Genomic DNA, 16,491 nt, shown 5'->3' on the forward strand with positions numbered 1-16,491 from the left:
CCCATCAGCCGCCGCTTGTGGAGGAAGCGCTGGGCAAGCAGATGCTCGCTCTCCTCGTCCAGCTGGAAGCCGCCTGCACCGCCACCGACCAGCTCGCCGAGGCGGTGGAAGAGGCTTTCCCTCAGCACCCGGACGCCGAGATCCTGCTGAGCTTCCCCGGGCTCGGCATCCAGCTCGCCGCCCGGATCCTCGCTGAAATCGGGGACGACCGCACCCGCTTCGCCGACGCCCGCGGCCTGAAAGCATACGCCGGCGCCTCACCCGTCACCAGGGCCTCCGGCAAGAAGTCGTCCATCACCCGGCGGTGGGTGAAAAACGACCGGCTCAACCACGCCGGGTACCTCTGGGCCTTCTCGGCCCTGCGGCACTCGCCCGGAGCCGGGGCGCACTACCGACGACGACGCGAAGCCGGCGACTGGCACGCGGCCGCCCAACGCAACCTTTTCAACCGCATGATCGGCCAGCTCTACCACTGCCTCCAGCACCGCAAGCTGTCCGACGAACACATCGCGTTCCCCACCGACCTCGCCGCCGCAGCTTGACACGTTGGCACCGCGAGGTGTCTACCGCGAACTCAAGCACGGCCTGGACCTGGACCACTTCGAAGGCCGCACCTGGAGAGGCTGGCACCACCACGCCACCCTGGTCACCGCCGCCCACGCCTTCCTCACCGAACAGCGCCTGGCCCCAAAAGCCGGCACACCGGACTCACCCTCTACCAGACCCTCGACACCCTCCAGGACCTGCTGAACTGCTGGACCGGCATCTGCACCACCTGCCACCAACCCCTGCCCAACAGAACCACACCAAGATCAAGACAGACCTAACGGAGTCCTACTAGACGGTCATGCCGGTCTCCGGGTGCCATTGGGTGGGCTGCTGGTCGGAGGCGTGCATCAGCCGGTAGCGGCCGGGGGAGATGCCGTGCGCGCGCTTGAAGGCGTTGGCGAAGGCGTACTGCGAGCCGTAGCCCACCTGGTGCGCGATGGCTTCGAGTGAGTTGGTGCCGTCCTTGAGGAGGCGGGCGGCGACGCTGAGCCTCCACCAAGTGAGGTAGGCGAGCGGAGACTGGCCCACGAGCGTGGTGAACCGGCGAGCGAAGGCGGCACGGGACAGGTTGCCTTTCCTGCCCAGGTCCTCCACGGTCCATGCGCGGGCGGGGTCTTCGTGCATGGCGCTGAGCGCTGCGCTGACGGCTGGGTCGGCGAGCGCGGCAGACCAGCCTGGAGCGCCGCGGTCGGACTCGTCCTCGAGCCAGGCCCGCAGCATGTAGATCAGCAGGAGGTCCAGCAGGGTGGACAGGGCGGAGACGGCCCCTTGCTGCGGGTGCTGCAGTTCGCTGCCGAGCAGGGACACTGCGGAGTGCAGGGCGGGGCGGCGGCCGAACTGCGATCGCAGGTGGATGACCTCGGGAAGCGTGGCCAGCAGAGGGTGGGACTGCGATCGGTCGAGTTGGTAGGCCCCGCACAGCAGGGAGGTGGGGCCGTCCTCGTCCGCGTGGCCGAGGTCTGCCAGGGCGTGTTCGGTGCCGTGGGGGGTGAGTACGACATCGCCGACGTTCAGGGTGTGGGAGGTGCCGTCGCTGGTCAGAAGTCGGCAGGATCCGCTCAGCACGATGTGGAAGCCCGCGCCCGTGAGGGGCGCGAAGGGGGTGTGCCAGGCGCCCTCGCGGTCCTCGCGGTTGGCGAACGGGCGGCCGGAGCGGAGCGAGGCGACGACATCACTGAGCACGTCCATGCCGTCAAGCGTATCGGATGGATTAAAAATCGAAGCCATTCTGATACTCATCGTCTCACCTCCTGGTGTTTGGCCGATTTGGTGCTCAAGTGCTGCGGATCGGCTGGCCGGGCAGTGCCGCGGTGTCGAGTTCGCTGTCGCGCACCACGCGCTGACCGGCGACCAGGACGTGGGTGATGCCTGTGGAGGCACGCAGCGGGGCTGCGAAGGAGGCCCGGTCGGCGACGGCCTGCGGGTCGAAGATCGTGATATCGGCGTCGCAGCCGATCTGGAGGCGGCCCTTTGAGCGCAGGGCAGGTGCGCTCGCCGCGGCGATGTCGGCAGGGATGAGGGTCATGCGGGCGATGACCTCGGGCAGGGTTCGCCGGGAGGTGGGACCTGCGAACAGTCGCAGGGTGCGGCTGAAGGTGCCGGCGCCGCGGGGGTGGGTGGGGGCGGCCGTCGACGGTGGCCAGGCGGACGGTGGGACGTTGGTGGGCATGGCGTCGCTGGCGATGGCGGTGTGGTCGCCGAACAGGGCGCGCTCGAGGAGCTCGGAGCCCGCGGTGTCGGCGTCGCCGAAGAGTTCGAACAGGACGAGAGTTTCGGGGCTGTTCTGCCGTAGGTGGCGCAGGGTGGAGGCGTCCGGCATCGGTCGGCCGGTGGCGGGGTCCTTGATGGCGCGGTGGTCGAGCCCGGCGTCGTGGAGCAGCTCCGGGGCGAGGAAGGGAGCCCCGACGGGGGTCATGGCGGTCGCGTAGGGGTAGGCCTCGGTGGTGAGCTGGGCGCCCTTGTCCCGGGCTGCGCACAGGGCGTCGGCGACGGCGTCGATGTGGCTGCGTGCGGTGGAGTTGACGTGGCAGCAGTGCAGGTGGGCTCCGGAGTCCAGTGCGACGCGGTTGAGTTCCTCGACGCCGTCAACGGCTGCGGCGGGGTTGAAGGCGCGCAGTTCGCGGATGTGGGTGAACGTGGTCATGCCGTGGGCGTGGGCGAGGTCGGCCATGCTGCGGAATTCCGTGGTGCTCGCGCCGGCGCAGTAGCCCAGGAGCACACCGATACCGATGGCGCCTTCTGCCAGCTGGCTTTCGACGATGTGGGCGATGCGGGCTTCCTCCGCCTGAGTGGCGCGCCGTTGCCAGAAGGGGTTTCCTAGATCGTTCAGGACGGAGTGGGCCGCCATGGGTGTGCCGGCGAGGACGGCCATGCGGGCGGCGGCCCAGGACGCGGAGTAGCCGTAGTTGATGGGCCTGCCTTCGTCTGCGGCCTGGCGGTAGACGGCGTCTACGGGGCCGGCGCCCGCTTCGAGTTCGAGGGCGGTGGTGACACCGTCGAGGGCCTGCAGGCGCAGGCCGGTGAGGTCTTGGGCGTGACTGTGCAGGTCGACGAAGCCTGGGCAGGCCACGAGCCCGGTGGCATTGATGCGGGTGCGGGCCTCGAGTGGCGCCTCGGTGAGGTGGGTGATGCGGCCACGGTGGATGCCGATGTTCAGGACCTCGTCCAGGCCCGTCTCCGGGTCGATGACCCGGGCCTGCTCGATGACGGTGTCGACCATCAGGTCACCGCCCCGCGGGCCGGAATCGGCAGCGTGCCGATGGGACGGCCGCCGCTGATCAGGTGGTAGGCGCCGTAGAGGTTGATGGTGGTGTCGCAGTGGCTGGGCAGCAGGCGGATCCACTGTTCGTCGCCGGCCCCGCGGACGATGCCGTGCTCGTCGCCGGCGACGGTGTAGGTGGCGCCCAGGGGGTGAGCGACCTCGGGCATGCCGTCTTCGGTGCTGGCGGCCTTCCACCCCGTGTCCACCACGGCCAGGTCTTCCTCGGGCCGGCTGACCACCTGGGTGAGGACATGCAGAGCCCTGTCGAAGGGTACGTTCTGGACGCGGGCGTAGTGCGCGTCCATGACCGCGTACGAGCCGGGCTGCACCTCGGTCACCACTCCGGAGTCCGGAGCGAACTGGCAGCTGCCGGTGCCGTCGGTGCTGACCTCCTCGACGTTGAGGCCCACGGCGGTGATGGCCTGTACCGCCTGCCGTACGCGCGCATAGATGCGGCGCGCGGCCGCGCGCCGCTGCTCCATGTCGGGAATGTGCTGGATGTGTCCGCCGTAGCCCTGGAGCCCGCGGAAGCGCAGGTGAGGGCTGTCTGCGCAGAGCTGGGCGAGCTCGACGGCGGCTGGGATGCTGCGCACGCCGGTGCGTCCCTGGCCCACCTCTAGGTCGACCAGGACCGGCAGCGCGATCCCGCGCTCGCCGCAGGCGGCGTTCAGGTGGCGCACCGCGTGGGTGCTGTCGACCACGACGCACAGGTCCGCCAGACGGGCCAGGTCGAGCAGGCGGCTGGTCTTGCTCGCCGGCACAGGGCAGGTGAGCAGGATGTCGCGGATTCCCGCGTGAGCCATCACTTCTGCTTCGGCGAGCTTGGTGACGCAGATGCCGCGTGCACCCAGGGCTGTCTGCTGCGCGGCGATCCAGGGGCTCTTGTGCGTCTTGGCGTGCGGCCGCAGGGCGATGCCGTGCTGATCAGCCCACGTCTGCATGCGGGTGAGGTTGGCCGTCAGCTTGTCGAGGTCGAGCAGCAAGGCGGGGGTGGGAAGACCGGTGAGGTCCAGGGGCATGTCGTTGTCTTCCTGAAACAGCAGGCGGGCGAGATCGGGCGAAGGCGCTGCGATGCGGCCGCCGGGCGCGCCGGGGACGGTTGCGTGTGGGACGCTTGCCGTCCCCGGCGGGCGGCGCGTGGGTTACTGCTTGGCGGTCGGCGCGGCCAGCGGCGCCCACTGCTTGATGGTGAAGTCGCGGCCCTCGCGGACGACTTCTGCCGCTCCGGCACCACCAAGGTGGGCTGGGATGATGAGGGCGTTGGTGTCGGCGGCTTCTTCCATCATCCGGCGGCGGCTGACGGCTGCCTGTCGCTGGTCTTCACTCAGGCAGGTGTCGTGGTCGGGAGTGAGGAACTGCAGCGGAGTGTGGACGAGGTCACCGACGAAGAAGGCGCGGTCGGTGCCCGAGGCCAGCTTGAGCACCGTCGAGCCAGGAGTGTGACCGGGCGCGAGCCGGAGGGAAAGTCCGGCGGCGATGGTGTGGTCGGTGCCTTCCCAGACCAGGGCCTGGCCGGCCTGGTGCACGGGCAGCACGCTGTCGTCGAAGGCTGCCCTGCTGTCGGCCGGGTCGCCGAAGTCGGCCTTGCGGGTGATGTTGTTGGCGGGGTTCCAGTAGTCGAAGTCCGCCTTGTGGATCAGGTACTGGGCGTTGGGGAAGGTCGGCACCCACGTGCCGTTTTCCAGCCGGGTGTTCCAGCCGACGTGGTCGGTGTGCAAGTGAGTGTTGACGACCGTGTCGACGTCCTCGGGCTGCACACCGATGGCGGCGAGTTGCTGGAGGAAGTCGCCGTCGCGGTTGCCCATGAGGCCGTCGGTGCGCGGCTTGTCGTTGCCCATGCCGGTGTCGACGAGGATGGTGCGGCCTCCTCCGCGTAGCACCCAGGTCTGCATGTGGGCCTGGTAGTCGCCGCTCGCGGCGTCCCAGAAGTGGGGGTTGAGCCACTGCTGGTGCTCCTGCCAGGCGTCGTCGGGGATGGAGGGGAACAGCACACTGACCGGCGCGAAGCGGCCGTGCCATTCCGTGACGCGGGTGATCTCGAAGTCTCCGAGGGTGAAAGTCTGCATGCCTCGACATTACGAAGACGATGACAAGACGCTCAATAATCCAGAGTGCCTCATCGATGCGCCATCGTCTCTCGGTCGAGGGTTTTCGTGTGGTTCGGTGGTGCTCGGCCTGTCTGGGCGCAGCAGCCCGGGCCCGGCTCTGTGCGACCCATCGCTCACCGCTGCGGCGCCGGCGTTCGTCTCGCCCGGTGACGGCGTCCACCCAGGTCACGGCCAGGCCCTGCGGCCGTGCAGACGACCCGTAGACGTTTGGTTGATCAGCCGTAGGCGCACGCGGTCCACGATCAGAGGCTGGGGGGAGATGGCATGGCCGTTTCTCGTATGACGTAGTCGCCTGACCTGGGGGAACACATGCTCATTGCCGCTCCGGCTTCACAGCGCGAGGACGGTGTCGGCGCCGTCGGCAGACTGCACGGACGGGGCCGGGAGATCGCTGCCCTCGAAGAGCTCATCGAGGATGGCCGCGGCGGCGTGAGCCGGGCACTGGTGCTGCACGGGGAAGGGGGCATCGGCAAGACCGCATTGCTCGATCACATGCAGGCGATGCCACGGGGTGCGCAGACGGTGCGCCTGGACGGGATCGCAAGCGAGCGGAGTCTGCCTTTCGCCACAGTGCAGAGGCTGTGCGCTCACCTGCGAAGAGACCTAGCGGCTCTGACCGTCCCACAGCGGCACCTCCTCGAGTCCCTTCTGGGGCTGCGCTCCACCGCTTCGCCGCCGTCCTCACTGGAAGTCGGTCTCGCCGTGCACGGGCTGCTGGCTGCAGCAGCGCGTCGGCACCCGCTGCTGTGTCTCTTCGACGACGCACACCGGATGGACGAGGCGTCCTTGGAGAGTGTGGCAATCGCCGCGCGTCGCTGCACCGACGAAAGGCTGGTGATCGTTTTCGTCTCGCCCCGGGCAGAAGACTGCTCTCACCTCGTCTCGCTTCCGCGGCTGCCGGTTACACCGCTGTCCGAGCAGGCTGCGCAAGCGCTGCTGGCAGACCATCTGCACGCCCCGCTCGACCCGCGGATCGGCGAGCGCCTTGTGGCCGACGCACATGGCAACCCACAGGCGCTGCTGTCCGTGCTGGGAGCCCTCTCCCCGACGGAAATGGCGTGCGCTTGGCCTACGGCTACATCTACGCGCCTGCCGGTGCCGGCAGAGCGGGCTCGGCAGATGGAGCGGCTCAGCTGCTCCGCGAAGCAGGCGCTGCTCGTGGCGGCGGCGGAGCCGATGGGCGATGTGGTGACCGTGCTCGAGGCGCTGCAGCATCTCGGGCTCGGCCAGCGCGCCGTGGCCGAAGTGCAGTCTGGTGGCCTGGTGGAGTTCGGAACCCGCGTAAGGTTCGCTCACCCGCTGATCCGTACGGCGGTCTACGCGACCGCGGCAATCACCGAACGCCGGTCGGCTCACCGTGCTCTGGCGCAGGTGTGCAAAGCGCACTTCGCCGAACAGCAGGCGTGGCACCGCGGTCAGGCAGCGCCAGCGTTCGACGACGCGGTCGCGAAGCAGCTGCAGGAGTCGGCCGAAAGAGCCGCAGACCGGGACTCGGCGACGGCTGCGGCGCTGTGGGAGTTGTCGGCGGGGCTGACCACCGACCGTAGGCGGCGCGCTCTGCGACTTCTCGCCGGCGCGGCCGCTCGGCGCCGGGCGGGAGGACTGGAGCAGACGCTGAAACTACTGGATCGCCTGCACACGTCCGCTCTCGGCGACCAGGAACGCGCCCAGGCCGACGCGCTGCGGGCGCAGACGCAGTACAGCCTGCACCGGAACGCCGCCGCCGTGCAGGCCTTGCACGAGGTTGCCGTCCACGCCCGGTCCCTCAGCCCCGAACGTTCGCGAGGACTTCTGCTGGAGGTCATGGCAGCGGCCGTCTATGGCGGCCGGTTCTGCCCCGCGGAGGATCTCGCGGCAGCCGCCCGGGCCGCCTACTGCGCGCCGGGCACCGCCATCCGTCCTCACGAAGTGCTCCTCGAAGCGGTGGCCACGCAGGCGGTGAAGGGCTACGCAGCGGCAGTGGGGCCCCTGCGGCGCGCCGTCAACGCCTATCTTGCGGCGCCGGTGGGCGAAGACCTGGAGGCGGCCGGAAGCTGGATGGCCTGCCAAGCCGCCATCGACGTGTGGGACAGCGATGCGTGGCAGCAGCTTGCAGACCGTCGCACGGCGGCCGCCCGGGAACAACACATCACGGCCGCTCTGCCGTCAGGTCTGGCGCAGCAGGCGATGGCTCGCATCCACGGCGGCCGGCTCAAGGAGGCCGCGGAACTCATCACCGAGGCGGACCAGATCAGCCAGGCCATCGGCGCCACCCCAATGCGCCATGCCGCCCTGGCGCTGGCGGCCTGGAGCGGCGACGAGAGTCACATGCACGCACTGGTCGCCAGGGTCAGCAAGGAAGCCGGCCGTCGGGCGGAGGGCAGGCTGCTCACCACTGCGGAGTGTGCGCAAGCAGTCCACTTCAACGCGTTGGGCCGTTATGAAGCGGCGCTGGAGGCGTGCACCGGCGCGACGCAGCGCGACGAGCCGGCCTTCCGCAACTGGCTGCTGCCGGAGCTCGTGGAGGCCGCAGCGCGCACGCGGCAGCTGGACGAGGCGGCCGCGGCCGCCGCACAGCTGGAGGAGTGCGCGCGACTGACGGGTACGGGCTGGGCGCAGGGCATGCACCTGCGGGCTCGGGCGATGCTGACCGATGGCCCCGAGTCGGGTGAGCTGTACCGCAGGTCTGCGCGGAAGCTGGCCGCTGCCGGCGCGATGCTGCAGGCCGGGCGCACCCATCTGGCGTGGGGCGAATGGCTGCGCAGGGCAGGGCGGACGGCGCAGGCCCGTGTGCCGTTGCGGGAGGCGTACGACATCTTCGACCGGGCGGGCGCCCGCGCGTTCGCCGCGCGGTGCGCAGGGGAGCTCGCTGCCGCGGGGGCACGGCCGGCCCGCGGCAACACCAGCGCCCCGACGGCGCTGACCGCACAAGAGCAGCGCATCGCTGATCGGGTGGCACAGGGAGAGACGTCGAAGGAGGTCGCCTCGGCGTTGTTCCTGTCGCCGCGGACGGTGGATGCGCACCTGCGCAGCATCTTTCGCAAGCTGGGAATTTCTTCCCGGCGCGAGCTGCGCAACAAGCCGGCGGCGACGCCCGGAGAGGGCCGTTGAGGGAGACGGTTTCCGGACGGCCTGGAGTGATGGTTCCGCCATCGCTTATCGTTGATGTGACAACATCCCAGGAGTTCGGGAAGCAACCTCCGGAAAGTTCTATGCGCAGTCCCCTGCACAGCGAGGCTCATATGGCGGAAGCGGGTGTCCCGGGTATCCGGTTCTCGCTGCTCGGACGGCTTCGGGCCTGCCGGGGAACTGAGGAGATCGATCTCGGCTCCCCGCAGCAGCAGTCCGTGGCGGCTGCATTGCTGCTGGCTGACGGCCGGTCGGTGAGCATGAGCGTTCTTGTCGATGCGATCTGGTCGCGTCCGCCGCGTTCACCCGCCTCGATGATCCGCACCTACATCTGGCGTCTGCGGCACGCGCTGGAGCCTGATCACATCCGTTCTGCACCCTGGCAGATGCTGCAGTCGGTGACTGGTGGCTACCTGCTGCATGTCGACGACGACCTCGTGGATTGGCGCCTCTTCCAGCAACGACTCAGCCAGGCTCGGGCAGCACGCGCGGGCGGTGATGCGGCAGCGGCGCGGCTGCTCTTCGACGAATGCCTCGGCCTGTGGCATGAGGACCCGCTGACCGGAGTACCAGGTCCCCTGGCGGACAGCGAACGCTCGGTCATGCAAAAACAGCGTCTGGACGCCCTTGAAGCACGCCTGGAGACGCTGGTCGCTGAAGGGCACTTCACGGAAGCGGCCACCGACGCCGCTGCCTTGGTGGAGCAGCACCCACTGCGCGAGGGGCTGGTCCAACTCCTCATGCAGGCTCTCTACCGCAGCGGCCGCCAGGCCGAGGCTTTGGCCGTCTACCGCAAGGCACACCGACTACTCGACGAAGAACTCGGCGTGCGCCCGGGATCCGGCCTGCAAGCGCTCCACGCGGAAATCCTTCAGGCTCGCCGGCCGGCACCGAGCGACACAGGCATCCCACCCCGGAAGTCACCGGTACCCCAGCAGATTCCGCACGCCATCGCCGACTTCACCGGCCGCGCCCAGGAGATCGAGCGAATCCGGGACACCCTGACCGGCCAACCCGCAGAGGCGATGCCCATCATCCTGGTCAGCGGCATGGGCGGCGCCGGCAAGACATCCTTGGTCATGCACAGCGTGCAGCCGGTCCTGACGTCGTACCCGGACGGACAGCTGTACGCCGACCTGCGAGGCGCAGACGGCTCCCCCGCCGATCCGGGCAGCGTGCTCTCCTCGTTTCTCAGAGCCCTCGGCGAGGCCGACGCCTTCATACCGCAGGACCTGGCCGAGAGATCCGCCCTGCTGCGTACCCTGCTCGCCCAAAAGCGAGCTCTGATCATTCTCGACAACGCAGCTGACATGGATCAGGTACTTCCCCTGTTGCCGGGCTCGCCGTCTTGCGCCGTAGTCATCACCAGCCGCAACACTCTGGCAACCCTGCCCGTCAGCTTGCGACTCAGTCTCGGTGCCCTGCCCACACAAGACGCCCTGCAACTGTTCACCAGGCTGGTCGGCGGTCTACGGGTCGCCGCCGAACCCCACACCGCGCGACAGGTGCTCGCCGCATGCGGCGGACTGCCTCTGGCCGTCCGCATCATCGGCTCCCGCTTGGCGGCACGCCCCGACTGGAGTATGGCGCAACTCGCCGAGCGGCTCTCCGACGAACGGCACCGGCTGTCCGAACTCAGCGTCGACGCCGTTGCTGTGGCGTCGAGCTTCGCCCTTGGTTACGCCCAACTCGACGACGTCGAGCGGCGCGCTTTCCGGCTGCTCGCCGTCCCCGCACAGAGCGGCTTCGACACCTCCACCGCGGCCACCGTCCTCAACGATCCGGAAGACGCCGTACGCCAGGCTCTGGAGCGGCTTGTCAATGCGGGCCTGTTGGAGTCGCCGGCATGGGACCGCTACCGTTACCACGACCTCGTGCTGCTGTTCGCGCAACGCCTGACTGTGGACATCGATGCACCTGCAGAACGCCACGCGGCACTGGGTCGGCTGCTGGACCTGTATCTGTTCACCGCCTCCGGTTCTTACCACATCTTCAGGCCGGGTCACACCGTGCCAAGAACAGCTGTTCCCTCCCCGCTCGGCGGCCCGCGCTTCAAGGACGAACACGCTGTGCTCGCGTGGGCCTCCTCGACCTTGAGCGACATCCTGCGGCTGCTGCTGCAGACCGCCCGGACGCACACAGACAGGGCAGCCACCCTGCTTCTGATGCTCGACGCCGTCTTGATGAACGCCCACCGGTGGCACGAGGTGGTGCCTGTGGCCACTGCGATCACCGATGCGGCTGCCACCGTCGGGGACGTTCGCGCCGAAAGCCGGGCTCGTTACATGCTCGCTGGGGCCCTTACGCAGGTGGGCCGCCCGGATGACGCACGCGGACACATTCGGCGCGCCTTGGAACTGGCCGAACTCGTCGGCGACGAGGACGTCCACGGCATGGCGCTCAACGTGCAGGCCTTCATCATCGGACTGGCCGATCCCGCCGGTGCGATCGGCCACTACCTCGAAGCTGCCGTCATTGCAAAGCGACGCGGCAACACCTCCCTTGAGGCACTCGCACTGAGCAACATGGTGCAGACGAAGCTGCGGATGGGCGTCGTCGACAACGAAACACTCACCGCATCGGAACGCCAACTGCAGCTCCACCGTGCGAACGGTGACCGCTATGGCGAAGCCTTCGGGCTGTACCGCCACGGCCAGATCCTGTTGGCCCAGGGCGAGGCTCAGGCCGCGATCGACGCCCACTTGCGCACCCTTGATCTGCTGGATGAGGGAGAACAGGATTTCGTGCAGGCAGGCGCCCATGTGCGCCTGTCCGAGGCCTACCTGCACGTCGGTCAAGCGGACCTGGCGCTGAAGCATGCTGAGCAAGGCCTGGTGCTGAGCCGCAGAGTTCGTCATGATCAGCTCGCAAGCCTCGCGTTGTCCGCCATGGGAGATGTCTTGGCCGCCACCAACCGCCTGGAGCAGGCTCGGTTGCACTGGCAGCGGGCGCTGGACGATCTGCGGCGCCTGGGATACGAAGCGGATGCCGCACACGTCGCCACTCGGCTGGCGGACAACACGGCCTCGATCTGACCTGCGTCCGGTCGGCAGCGAAGCTAGGCAGCGATCGCCGATACCCGAGTTCGGTCAGCCATGCAAGATTGAGTTGCACACGTGTCACTGTGAACAGATTCGACCGCCGTCCTCCGCGATCCCTGGGACCTCTGCTGTGTCATCTTCCTTCGCTCATCACCTGCGGCCTGATACTGCGGCCCCTACGCGCGCCAAGCGGCTGGCACACCGGCTGACCACCGTGCAGTCCTCCGCCTTCACCGGCCGCAGGAAGCAGCTCGACATCCTGAAGTCCCTACTGCACCCCGTCCCGGACGCCGATCAATTGAGCCGCATCCTCTATGCGCATGGGCCCGTGGGCATCGGAAAGACAGCCCTGCTCGACCGCTACGCCGCCTTGGCGGAGGAGGCAAGGCGTCCAGTGCTACGCGTGGATGCCGCGCGGATTTCATCGACCGACGAACTTCGCGTACAGGCCGAGCAGACCGGGCCGCCGCCCGGGACCGTCGTCCTCATCGACAACGTCGACGCTCATCCCGAGCTGGTGCCTGCCCTGATCAAGATCATTGCGGACATCCTGCCGGCGGACGCGATCGCCGTACTCACGGCCGAACGAGCCCCGAATGCGTCGTGGCTCGGGGCTGCGGGTTGGCATCGCGTTGTTCACGATCTCCCTCTCGATCCTCTGGACCCGCAGGAGGCCGAGCAAGCACTCGATGCGCTGGACCTGTCCACCGACCTGCGGCCCATGGTGGCCGAGTTCAGCCAGGGGCACCCGCTGGCTCTCGCCCTTGGTGCAGCCGCCGCTCGTGCCGGCCAGTTCACCGACGGTGAGGTGCCGCAGCAACTGGTCCTTCAACTTCTGGACCGCATCATCAGAACGGTGCCGGGTCCCGCCTATCGGGCCGCGCTCGAGGTCAGTGCCCACAGCAGATGGACGACAGAGGACCTGCTGCGGTCGGTGCTGGGTGCGGAGCAGCCCACGGCGGATATCTTCGACTGGCTGCGCCGACTGCCCTTCGTCACATCTGAACGACGTGGGCTATCCCCCTGTCCGCTGGTACGAGCCCTTCTGGACGCCGATGCGCGTTGGCGTGATCCGTCGGGGTACCGTGCGATGCACGAACGCATCCGCCACCATGTGCTGACGGAGATCCGCCACAGTTCTTCCGAGGGCATGGTGCACGCCACCCTGGCCCTGACGTATCTGCACCGCAGCAACGGTTTCGTCTCCAGGTTCGTCACCTGGCACGCGCAGCCCGACATCAGGGAAGTGCCCTACCGGCCTGAGCTGCGCGAGGCACTTTTGCAGTTCGTCACCGAGACCGGCGGAAAAGGAGCCGCCGAGACGGCAGCCCACTGGCTGAGAACCCAACCGCGCGCCTTCCGGGTGTACTGGGACGTCAAGCGGCAGCAGCCGGTGGGAGCGCTCGCTTGGCTGCAGCTCGACGACTCCTCCCAACAGGACGTACTCGCGGACCCGATCGCCGCGGCCGCCTGGAAGCATTCCCAAGGGACACGCCCGCTACGGCCTCGCGAACGTCTGGCGCTGGCCAGGCTGTACGGGCCCTCCTCGCTGTCTACCGAGCCGTCACCGCTGCTGGACCTGATGCTCCACCGGGTATTGGCCACCTTTATCGTGCAGGAGTCAGTTGCCTGGAGCTATCTCAGCCTCGTCTCCCCCACCTTCCTCGATCCGCTGATGCGGTACATCGACCAGCATCCTCTGCCCGATCCGGTAGTGGCGGACGACACCTCCTTCACCCTGTACGCACACGACTGGCGAGCCGTGACAGTGGAGCGCTGGATGGAGGTCGGCCACGTCGTGGAGCTCTCGGGGCCCGACGCCCGTCCGACTGCGCGCCCGGCGACCGGCACCGGGGCGTTGAGCGTCCTCACACACGAGCAGTTCGACTCCGCAGTGTCGGACGCGCTGGCAGCGTGGCACCGCAAGGACCTGCTGGCCCGTAATCCCCTGACGCGCAGCCGCATGATCACCGAGCGCGGCACGAGCGACCCCGCCGACAGCCTGCGGGAGGTTCTCGCCGAGGCCCTCGACACGCTCGGCGCGGATCCGCGGCTGCAGCGCTACCACCAGGCTGTGGTCACCGGGCTGCTGCGCGGGGTCCCCACTCGCGAGGCTGCGGCTGAGCGGATGGGTCTGCCGCTGAGCACCTTCCGCAGGCATCTGGCCCGCGGGGTCCAGGAAATCAGAGCCTACTTGTGGAACGCGGAGACGAAAGGTTCGGCCACCGGGTAGGGAGGTCTGCGGATGGACGGTTCTCAGCCGCCAGCGGGACGGTCGAACTCATGGCGGAAGCGCGTGGCGCCTCGGTGCCCGCCTGTGGCCGGCGCCGGACGGGTTCAGCGGACGTCCTGCACGACGAGGGTGGTAGGGCCGGCCGGGAGGGTCTCCAAGACGATGTCGTAGAGGTAGTCGCCTCGAGCGGCTCGCAGTACGGCGGTGTGGTCAGCGCGGACGGTCACCGGTGCCTGTTCGGAGCGGTGCCCGGAACGTCCGCTGATGACGGTGAGGCGCGCGGGCGTGGTCCCGGAGTTCCTGATCGTGACTGCGCGGGTGCGCGGACAGTACTCGGCGGTCTCGGAGGAGCAGTGATAGCGCAGGTCTCCGAAGGCGGTCGTGCCGCAGGAGACCTCGGTGTGCAGGGGCGGCAGGCCAAAGCAGGTCTGACCGCCGTGGACCGTGGACAGTCCGTCGGCGGCCTGTCGGCCTTCGACATGCAGGACGCCGGCCGTGGTCGCGACGAGACTCGCCGCCAAGGCGGTGACCAGCGTGCGTGTGAGCGTGAACCAGGGTCTGCTGCGGAGCGAGAAGTCGGCGGACCTGTGCCGGCCCTCGCCGGGTGGTGCTGTCACGGGTGGTGTCTTTCTGCTGTCGGCGCGAGATCTGCCATGTCGGGCCGCCGCCGGGCACGATGCCTGGGGGCAGCCGCCTGATGGGGGTCGGCAGCGTCGGACAGCAGGCTGCCAGGATCCACCACTGCCATGCCTCGGCGATGATCGCCTATCCGCGTCCGCAGGGCCGGACCGGGTGTCGCGGTATGGGCGGTCAAGGCGGTTCCGGAGCCGTTCCCGGGTGCGGCACACCCAGGAAATCGGCGGCCTGGTTGGCAGGTCGGCGGCGATGGACAGTGGAGTCGTCACCGGTCCGCGGATGGCGGCCACCTCGCCTCTTCAGTATTGGACGCGCTCATGTACCTCAACGACGCCACTCGTCAGTCGCTGCTCGCCCAGCTGCGTCAGAACGCCGACGCCCCCGGCCGCCGGGTCCTGCTGACCGGTGCCACGGTGGTCTCCATGGACCCCGCCGTCGGTGTCCTGGAAAAGGGTGACGTGCTCATCGAGGGCGAGGTGATCGCCGCCGTCGGAGAGGACCTCAGAACACAGGGCTCCATCGCCGACGCGGTGGTCATCGACGCGGCCGGCTGCATCATCACCCCCGGTTTCGTCGACACCCACCGGCACGCCTGGGAGGCGCAGCTGCGGCGGATCATGCCCGACGTCGACGACCTGGCCGGGTATGTCACCAACACCCTGCTGGGCATCGCGCCGGTGTACCGGCCCGCCGACATGTACATCGGCACCAAGCTGGCGGCGCTGACGGCGCTGGACAGCGGCATCACCACGATGCTGGACTTCTCCCACAACTCCCGTACCGCCGAGCACTCCGACGCGGCGGTGCAGGGTCTGCTGGACACCGGCATCCGCGGGGTCCACGCCGCCATGGCCCCGCACTTCGGGGACTGGGACAAGCAGTGGCCGGCCGATGTGGCTCGTCTGCAGGACCAGTACCGCAGCAGCCTGCTGACGTTTCGGCTGGCCAGCCTGGCCACCGACGAGATCGCCGGGCCCGCTCTGGCCTACGGGCCCGACCTCGCGCGCAGTGCGCGGGAGCTGGGGGTCGGGGTGAGCGTGGATGCCGTCTTCGGCACGGCTTCCTCTCAGGCCATCCTGGCCTGGGAGCAGGCGGGCCTGCTGGGTCCCGACGTCACGCTCATCCACTCCACCGGACTGACCGGTGATGCCTGGAAGGCGATCGGCGCGACCGGCACAACGATCGCTCTGGCGCCCACGTCCGACGCGCAGATCGGCCTGGAGAGTGCGATCCCGGCCGTGGACGAGGCCCTCGCCGTCGGCGTGCGCCCCGGACTCAGCATCGACGTGGAGGTGGCCCTGGCCAGCGACATGTTCACGCAGATGCGGGCCCTGCACGCCATCCAGCGCATGCGAGCGGTCAACGCCGTCTACGGCACCGAGCAGGAGCCGTCGCGGATCGGCGTTCAGGATGTGCTGGACTTCGCCACCCTGCAGGGTGCGCACACCAACGGGCTGGCTGACGTGACCGGCTCGATCACGGTCGGCAAGCAGGCCGACCTGCTGGTCATCCGTGCCGAGGACATCAACAACATGCCGCTGAACAACGCGGTGGGCACAGTGGTCCTGGGCTCGGACACGCGCAACATCGACACGGTGTTCGTCGCCGGACAGGTCCGCAAGTGGAACGGCCAACTGCTCGACGTCGACGTCGAGACGCTGCGCGGCGAGGTCGCGGCCTCGCGGGACTACGTCATGGCCCACGCCTCCTGACCGCTGAGCCGTGCAGTGCCCGTTCTGGCCGCTTCCGTGGCGAGGACGGGCACTGGTCATCGCGGCCAGGCCGCCCGTTGCCGCATGAGTCCCGACCGGTGATGCGAAGGTAGGCGCTGCTCGCCGACGCATGATCGGGGCGGCCCGGGTCACAGTGGCGTGGCGGCCGTTTCGAGGGTGTGGGGTGTTCATCGACTGCACGTGCCGGCGGACGCGGCAGCAGCGCTCGATTCCCGGCTGACGGCAGTCAGCCGGTACGCGTGCGGCGCTGTCACCGGCGGTCTACAGAGCACTTACACGAAAGCACCTTGCCCATCATGTTGGACAAACGTGAACCCACTCG

Annotated in this window: 10 protein-coding genes and 1 pseudogene; 6 read left to right on the top strand and 5 right to left on the bottom strand. The window is 68.8% G+C overall.

Features of this window, described 5'->3' with window-relative positions; translation table 11 throughout:
* Together ACH4U7_RS50315 and ACH4U7_RS50320 are read left to right on the top strand one after the other, a co-directional pair.
* Positions 1-542 (top strand): transposase (locus ACH4U7_RS50315; protein ID WP_398534477.1); only part of this gene is annotated, 542 nt, incomplete at its 5' end.
* 22 nt (positions 543-564) lie between these two features.
* Positions 565-750, top strand: a pseudogene (locus ACH4U7_RS50320) (IS701 family transposase); the annotation flags it as partial.
* 87 nt (positions 751-837) lie between these two features.
* Here the strand turns inward: ACH4U7_RS50320 and ACH4U7_RS50325 are convergent.
* The 4 genes from ACH4U7_RS50325 to ACH4U7_RS50340 form a co-directional block, all read right to left on the bottom strand.
* The gene (locus ACH4U7_RS50325; protein WP_398534478.1) at positions 838-1,737 is read right to left on the bottom strand and encodes an AraC family transcriptional regulator; all 900 of its coding nucleotides are present in this window, start codon (positions 1,735-1,737) and stop codon (positions 838-840) included.
* 85 nt (positions 1,738-1,822) lie between these two features.
* The gene (locus tag ACH4U7_RS50330; protein ID WP_398534479.1) at positions 1,823-3,268 is read right to left on the bottom strand and encodes an amidohydrolase family protein; all 1,446 of its coding nucleotides are present in this window, start codon (positions 3,266-3,268) and stop codon (positions 1,823-1,825) included.
* Complete coding sequence (locus tag ACH4U7_RS50335; protein ID WP_398534480.1) at positions 3,268-4,329, bottom strand: alanine racemase; 1,062 nt, start codon at positions 4,327-4,329, stop codon at positions 3,268-3,270. Before ACH4U7_RS50335 ends, ACH4U7_RS50330 begins: the two co-directional genes overlap by 1 nt.
* A 123-nt stretch (positions 4,330-4,452) precedes the next feature.
* The gene (locus ACH4U7_RS50340; RefSeq protein ID WP_398534481.1) at positions 4,453-5,376 is read right to left on the bottom strand and encodes an MBL fold metallo-hydrolase; all 924 of its coding nucleotides are present in this window, start codon (positions 5,374-5,376) and stop codon (positions 4,453-4,455) included.
* Between the two features lie 351 nt (positions 5,377-5,727).
* Here ACH4U7_RS50340 and ACH4U7_RS50345 point away from each other — a divergent pair, with 351 nt between their 5' ends.
* The 3 genes from ACH4U7_RS50345 to ACH4U7_RS50355 all read left to right on the top strand — a co-directional run bounded on the left by ACH4U7_RS50345 (position 5,728) and on the right by ACH4U7_RS50355 (position 13,800).
* Positions 5,728-8,508, top strand: coding sequence for an AAA family ATPase (locus tag ACH4U7_RS50345; protein ID WP_398534482.1), 2,781 nt, complete (start codon positions 5,728-5,730; stop codon positions 8,506-8,508).
* Between the two features lie 131 nt (positions 8,509-8,639).
* Positions 8,640-11,561: an AfsR/SARP family transcriptional regulator gene (locus tag ACH4U7_RS50350; protein WP_398534483.1), complete on the top strand. Its 2,922-nt coding sequence runs from the start codon at positions 8,640-8,642 to the stop codon at positions 11,559-11,561.
* A 220-nt stretch (positions 11,562-11,781) separates the two neighbouring features.
* Complete coding sequence (locus ACH4U7_RS50355) at positions 11,782-13,800, top strand: AAA family ATPase (protein ID WP_398534484.1); 2,019 nt, start codon at positions 11,782-11,784, stop codon at positions 13,798-13,800.
* A 104-nt stretch (positions 13,801-13,904) separates the two neighbouring features.
* On the opposite strand, the gene ACH4U7_RS50360 is transcribed toward ACH4U7_RS50355, so the two are convergent.
* Entirely contained in the window at positions 13,905-14,417 is a 513-nt protein-coding gene (locus ACH4U7_RS50360) for a hypothetical protein (protein WP_398534485.1), read from the bottom strand.
* Positions 14,418-14,753: 336 nt separating this feature from the next.
* Here ACH4U7_RS50360 and ACH4U7_RS50365 point away from each other — a divergent pair, with 336 nt between their 5' ends.
* The gene (locus ACH4U7_RS50365; RefSeq protein WP_398534486.1) at positions 14,754-16,148 is read left to right on the top strand and encodes an amidohydrolase family protein; all 1,395 of its coding nucleotides are present in this window, start codon (positions 14,754-14,756) and stop codon (positions 16,146-16,148) included.
* The last annotated feature ends 343 nt before the right edge of the window (positions 16,149-16,491 follow it).

Origin of the sequence: Streptomyces sp. NPDC020845 (genome assembly GCF_044334165.1) — a bacterium.
GTDB lineage: Bacteria > Actinomycetota > Actinomycetes > Streptomycetales > Streptomycetaceae > Streptomyces.